At 68.2% G+C, this 4,742-nt stretch carries 9 protein-coding genes; 5 read left to right on the plus strand and 4 right to left on the minus strand.

The genetic code is table 11. From position 1 onward, the window contains the following. From E1166_RS32390 to E1166_RS29540, 3 genes are all read right to left on the minus strand, one after another. Positions 1–188 (minus strand): hypothetical protein (locus E1166_RS32390; protein WP_132343115.1); only part of this gene is annotated, 188 nt, incomplete at its 3' end. Beyond that, positions 176–424: a DivIVA domain-containing protein gene (locus tag E1166_RS29535; RefSeq protein WP_132343119.1), complete on the minus strand. Its 249-nt coding sequence runs from the start codon at positions 422–424 to the stop codon at positions 176–178. The genes E1166_RS32390 and E1166_RS29535, both read right to left, overlap by 13 nt. A 171-nt stretch (positions 425–595) precedes the next feature. Continuing rightward, entirely contained in the window at positions 596–1,126 is a 531-nt protein-coding gene (locus E1166_RS29540) for a hypothetical protein (protein WP_132343116.1), read from the minus strand. A gap of 261 nt (positions 1,127–1,387) precedes the next feature. Between E1166_RS29540 and E1166_RS29545 the strand changes: the two genes are divergently transcribed. From E1166_RS29545 to E1166_RS29560, 4 genes are all read left to right on the plus strand, one after another. Next, a complete protein-coding gene (locus tag E1166_RS29545; protein ID WP_132270946.1) occupies positions 1,388–1,621 on the plus strand; it encodes a winged helix-turn-helix domain-containing protein in 234 nt (77 codons plus the stop codon). A gap of 206 nt (positions 1,622–1,827) precedes the next feature. Further along, positions 1,828–2,088: a hypothetical protein gene (locus tag E1166_RS29550; RefSeq protein ID WP_132270947.1), complete on the plus strand. Its 261-nt coding sequence runs from the start codon at positions 1,828–1,830 to the stop codon at positions 2,086–2,088. Beyond that, the gene (locus E1166_RS29555) at positions 2,085–2,738 is read left to right on the plus strand and encodes a hypothetical protein (protein ID WP_132270948.1); all 654 of its coding nucleotides are present in this window, start codon (positions 2,085–2,087) and stop codon (positions 2,736–2,738) included. The genes E1166_RS29550 and E1166_RS29555 overlap by 4 nt, the downstream gene beginning before the upstream one ends. Then, complete coding sequence (locus E1166_RS29560; RefSeq protein ID WP_243706488.1) at positions 2,722–3,150, plus strand: hypothetical protein; 429 nt, start codon at positions 2,722–2,724, stop codon at positions 3,148–3,150. Before E1166_RS29555 ends, E1166_RS29560 begins: the two co-directional genes overlap by 17 nt. Positions 3,151–3,335: 185 nt before the next feature. On the opposite strand, the gene E1166_RS29565 is transcribed toward E1166_RS29560, so the two are convergent. After that, positions 3,336–3,947, minus strand: coding sequence for a DJ-1/PfpI family protein (locus E1166_RS29565; protein WP_132343117.1), 612 nt, complete (start codon positions 3,945–3,947; stop codon positions 3,336–3,338). 285 nt (positions 3,948–4,232) lie between these two features. Here E1166_RS29565 and E1166_RS29570 point away from each other — a divergent pair, with 285 nt between their 5' ends. After that, positions 4,233–4,631 (plus strand): hypothetical protein, encoded by a 399-nt coding sequence (locus E1166_RS29570; RefSeq protein ID WP_132343118.1) that lies wholly within the window; start codon positions 4,233–4,235, stop codon positions 4,629–4,631. Positions 4,632–4,742: the final 111 nt, after the last annotated feature.

Here is a 4,742-nt window from a genome sequence, read left to right on the forward strand (position 1 = left end):
GTGTTGCACCAGACCCGGGTACGCACGGACTGGCGGTCCTCCTCGGAGAGGGTGGTCTCGCCGAAGTCGATGGCGAGCACGTGACCGAGGGAGCGGCGCAGCGCCATGGCCAGGGCGGCGGCCTCGTCGGCGCTGGTCAGCGTGGTCGGCAGGTGAATGACCCAGTGCGGCTCGTTCACCGGTGCCACCGGCCGTTCGAGGTCACCTGGGTGTGCCGGCAGTTGGCGTGCCGTGACTGCCACTGCCGCAACGCCTGGCGAATCCGCTCACCCTCGGTGTTGGCGATGCGCAGGTCGCGGGTGAGCCGTTCCAGCTCGTCGGCGAGCCGGTCGAGGTAGGCGTACACCTGTTGAGGGTCGAGGCCGCGCCACCGGCGGTAATCGAAGGTGGCGGCGCGGACGTGCTGCGGCAGCAGGCGTTGCATGGCTCGGTAGATCACAACTGTCTCTCCTTTCGTGTCCGTCGGGGGTGCCGTGGTTCGGTCGGGCCGGGCTGCGGCACCGGGGCGGGCGGGGTCGACCGGCACGACCGCGCGCGGGGCGTACCGGCCGGAGCCCGGCACCCACCCCGGGCCCGTCTGTTGCGGGTCGGCCCCTCAGGTGGTCGCGGGTTCCGCGCCGGACAACCCGCCGGTGTACGCCGCCAGCGCGGCGACGGCCGCCGTCAGGCTCTCGGCCATCAGGTCGAGCTGCCCGGCGGCCTGCTGCCACTGCTCGGTCACCGCATCGTCGAGCAGGCCGGGCCGGTCCGCGTCGAGGAGCTGCTGCCCGGCGGTGGTGATCCGGGCCGGGAACCGCCCGATCCGGGTGGCCGCCGCGCCCAACCGGTCCCGCACGATGTCCAGCGCCGCCACCAGTCCACCGATGGTGACCGGCTCTTCGCTGCCGGCCTCGGCGCGCAGCCGACCGACTCCGTCTCTGAGCTGCTGTTCCGCGTCGCCGGCCAGGTCGAGGGCGTCCTCGCCGCTGCGCCGGGCCTGCCGGATGGCGGGGTGCGCGCAGCCCGCGCTCAACCGTTCCAGCAGCACCGTGGCGGCGGCGACCGCGAGGTACGTCTCGCGCAGCTCACCGGTGACCTGCTCGGCCGCCCAGATCGCGCTGGCGGCGGGCACGTCCGAGTCCGTCATGGTGGGGATCTCCTTGTCGTGGGTGGGGATGCCGGGGCAGCACGGCGGCCGGCCCGGAGGGGGTTCCGGGTCGTGGACACGTGCTGCCCCAGCGCTGTTCCGGGTGAGCCCCGGAGGGTGAGTCGCCCTTGTTTGCCGACGAGGGCCGCCTCGGCTCCAACATATGATGCCTAGTATCATAAGTGCAAGCCTGGAACACCAAGAACTTGATGTCACAAGCGAGGGGTGGTCAGATGGTGGTGCCGACGAGGGAGCACTGCCATGTCCGTTACGCCGCACTACGTCCGTATCGCTAGCGAGATCCGAGACCGGATCCGTTCCGGCGACTTGAAGCCTGGTGACAAGCTGCCGTCGATCTCCGAACTCTGCGCCCACTACGACGTCTCCACTCAGGTCATCCGCTCGGCAATGTTGACGTTGCGCGCCGAGGGCCTGGTTGAGGGCCACCAGGGTCTCGGGGTCTTCGTGCGTGATCGTTCTGACGACCCAAAGTGATCATGCGGTCGTCAGCAGGGTTCGGGTAATGCCGAGGGCTGCGATCTGCGTCGATTCCCGATAGTGTCCATCCGGTCACCTGCGTGTGGTCGGGCAGGTGGGATGGTTCGGAGAGTGTTATGTCCCAGGTCCAGCTTCGCGGCGCTGCGCCAAATGATGGTGTCGATGACTGGCGTTCTGGCTCTCAGCTCTGATGGCGGGCGACTATGAGCGTCGGTGAAGTCAAAGCGACCCTGGGCGCTGCCGTTGAGGCCATGCGGCAGGGCCGTAGAGTTCTCGACCAGGCTGTCTCTCAGGCCGAGTCCGCCACCGGAGAAGCAGCCGGCGTGCTGCGAGGCGGCCAGCATGAAGAGGTGACGCGCATTCATCAGGCGCTCGCCTCCGCTGCGGCCGAGGTGGCACCCATTCGTCGCCGGTTCGACGCTGCTGCTGAGAAGATCGGCGACTACCTTTCCCGACTCGGATGACCGGCGTCGGCGAAGCCGTCGCGCAACTCCTTGCCATCAGGGAAAGGCTGGACGAGGCAGCCGTGACCGCCCTGCGGGCACAGGCGGAAGCCGAACAGGCGTTCGCGCACGTGGCAGAGGTTCGGGGTGGTAGCAGCGACCAACCACTTAAGGCCGCTGTGGCTGACATCGAAGTAGCCCGGGACAAGGCGGGCCGTTACGCCCGCCTACTGGCGGACGCCGCCCGGCATATCAGCGCTTACGTGAATGTCCTCGCTCCTGGTGCCGCGCCGTCCGAGGTCCCGGCAGAGAATGCGGCTCCCTCTGGCGAGCGCCTGGTCACCGAGGCGGAAGCCCGTGGACGCCGGGCCGACATCGCCTGGCGCAGGCAGGTCCAGAAGGCCGACGACACTGAGGACAGCCTCAAGAATGCCGAGACCAGTGCGAAGGAGGTGTTCAAGTTCCTCAAGCAGCAGCACCGCGATCAGGGCGGCACTGCCACGGGAACGACACCTCAGCAGCATGCTCCCGCTCAGGAGCGCCCTCAGGTCGACAACCCTGTGACGGCGGCCGTCATGGCGGCGGGTGCGCTGGCGGTGGTCGCTAAGGCGGTGTGGAACCATGGCAGGGACCGACGAGCCAGGAAACGGGACGATGATGATCAATCCTGATCTGCTGGACTACGTCCGGACGATGATTCGGGGTGACTATGCCGCGAACGACGTCGTTGAGGCCCGGCTGGACGCCGATGGCTGGGACGGCTTCCCCCGGTTCCTGGCGGCCCTTTTCTTCGTGGCGGTTGATCGTCGCTTCGGCACCGCAGCAGGGCCGCCGGAGGTCATCAAGTTCGTCGGTGATCTGCGTGCTGGTCTCGGTGAGGACAGCCCTGACATTCAACCCGACGCCGCCGAACGGCTGATCCTGTCGATCATCGACCCGTCGGTCGACTACTCGATCAGTCAAGACATGATCGGCCGGATCCAGGCCGCCACCATCCAGAAGATCCTCACGGAAGAGGATTTCAGTGACGCGGAGTTGGACGCGCTGCTTGCCGAGGCGGCAGAACTCGCCCAGCGAGCGTGAACGCATACCCGCGTGTTGCCGCCACTTGACACTGCGGGGCTGGACCCGCTGCTGACCTCCCTGCCCCGCCGAAACGCGGGCTGAGGCTCACGTGACCAGCGATCTGGCTGGCCGGGCGTACGCCCGTTTCATCGGTCGTGGGGGCGGAGGAGCTGCTGGCTCTCGGGCTCTGGCCGCCTCATCCTTCACAGCGCCTGGGCCGCGTGTGATGTGTGGACGGCGCGCAGGGCGCGCTCGACCGTCTCCTGGTTCTCGCCGACCGGGGCCACGTAGTCGAGGACATCGCGGGCGGCGTCCTCCCCGAGCATTCGGGTGATCACCCAGGTGGCGAGGTACTGTGACGCCAGACAGCCGCCCGCCGTAGCGATGTTTCCCTCGGCGTAAAACGGCGCGTCCAGCACGGTGACGCCGCAGGATTCGACATAGGGCCGGCTCTTCAGGTCCGTGCAGGCGGGCATGTCATCCAGCAACCCGAGCCGGGCGAGCACCAGCGCGCCGGAGCACTGCGCACCGATCAGCTGCCGCGCAGGGTCGAGCGGCAGTCTGGAGATCAGCCGGTCATCGGCGACCACGTCTCGCGTCTTCACCCCGCTACCGATCAGCACGACGTCGGCTTCGGTCACGAACTCCACGGGGCGCTGCCCGGTCACCTCGACGCCGTTCATCGACGTGACCACCGGCGTCGGCGTCGTGATGAAGGCCGCCAGGCCGTCCTTTCGGCACCGGTTGATCAGTGCCGAGGCTATGAAGCTGTCGAGCTCGTTGAACCCGTCGAAGGTGACCACGGCTACCTGCATCACCACTCCTTCCAGCGGGGCGTCACAGCTTCGCACCCTTCCTGGCCCGCGGTTCCGAGCCGAGAGCCAATCACCGGCCGGTGGCATGCCTGCGTGATGCCGGCACACGGCAGCGCGGGATCGAAAGCGCCGCTCACGTCCCTGCCCGCCCTCCGACTCGACACTGTGTGTCATCCCCATATGACCCATAGTTGCGGTTGCAGACCATCTACAGGGGACCGTCCAGAGTGGCGCTTATGCCGGAAGTAGAGTGAGGTGTCAGTCCCACCAGAAAGGACAAACGGAATGCTGCGTCGGATCGCATCCCTCACGGCCGCGACACTGCTCGCCGTGGTCACCTCGGTCACGGTCGCCGCGTCGCCGGCCATGGCCGGCGAGAACGCGATGGCCTGGACGTACTCCAACAGCATCGCCCGGGGGCAGGCCGTCTGGTACCACGACGGCGACAGCCTCAAGGTCTGCGACATGAGCGCCGACGGCCGGGGCATCAAGGGTGCCCTGTACTCGTACAACTCCTCGGGCGGGTTCTGGGAGCTTGAGTTCACGGTCACCGACTCGAACTCCTCGGACGGCTGCAAGTACGGCTCGGAGAACGTGCCGGACGGACGGACGGTCGAGGTCCTGGTCTACCAGTACTGGGGCAACGAGACCTGCTGCGGTGAGACCTCGCGCGGCGTGGCCTGAGCCGAACCGGTGGCGGCCCGCCCGGCTTCCCGGCCGGCGGGCCGCCTGACGTCGGCCTGTCCGCTCAGAGCGGGTTGTCCGCGGGCGGGGTGGCCTGCGTCGTGGGGGTGG

It is taken from the genome of Micromonospora sp. KC213 (genome assembly GCF_004348325.1).
GTDB lineage: Bacteria > Actinomycetota > Actinomycetes > Mycobacteriales > Micromonosporaceae > Micromonospora.

Excerpts from the sequence above, each read along its gene's own strand:
- E1166_RS29540 (WP_132343116.1), bottom strand. The coding sequence starts at position 1,126 with ATGACGGACTCGGACGTGCCCGCCGCCAGCGCGATCTGGGCGGCCGAG.
- E1166_RS29545 (WP_132270946.1), top strand. The coding sequence starts at position 1,388 with ATGTCCGTTACGCCGCACTACGTCCGTATCGCTAGCGAGATCCGAGAC.
- E1166_RS29565 (WP_132343117.1), bottom strand. The coding sequence starts at position 3,947 with ATGCAGGTAGCCGTGGTCACCTTCGACGGGTTCAACGAGCTCGACAGC.
- E1166_RS29570 (WP_132343118.1), top strand. The coding sequence starts at position 4,233 with ATGCTGCGTCGGATCGCATCCCTCACGGCCGCGACACTGCTCGCCGTG.
- E1166_RS29535 (WP_132343119.1), bottom strand. The coding sequence starts at position 424 with ATGCAACGCCTGCTGCCGCAGCACGTCCGCGCCGCCACCTTCGATTAC.
- E1166_RS29550 (WP_132270947.1), top strand. The coding sequence starts at position 1,828 with ATGAGCGTCGGTGAAGTCAAAGCGACCCTGGGCGCTGCCGTTGAGGCC.
- E1166_RS29560 (WP_243706488.1), top strand. The coding sequence starts at position 2,722 with ATGATGATCAATCCTGATCTGCTGGACTACGTCCGGACGATGATTCGG.
- E1166_RS29555 (WP_132270948.1), top strand. The coding sequence starts at position 2,085 with ATGACCGGCGTCGGCGAAGCCGTCGCGCAACTCCTTGCCATCAGGGAA.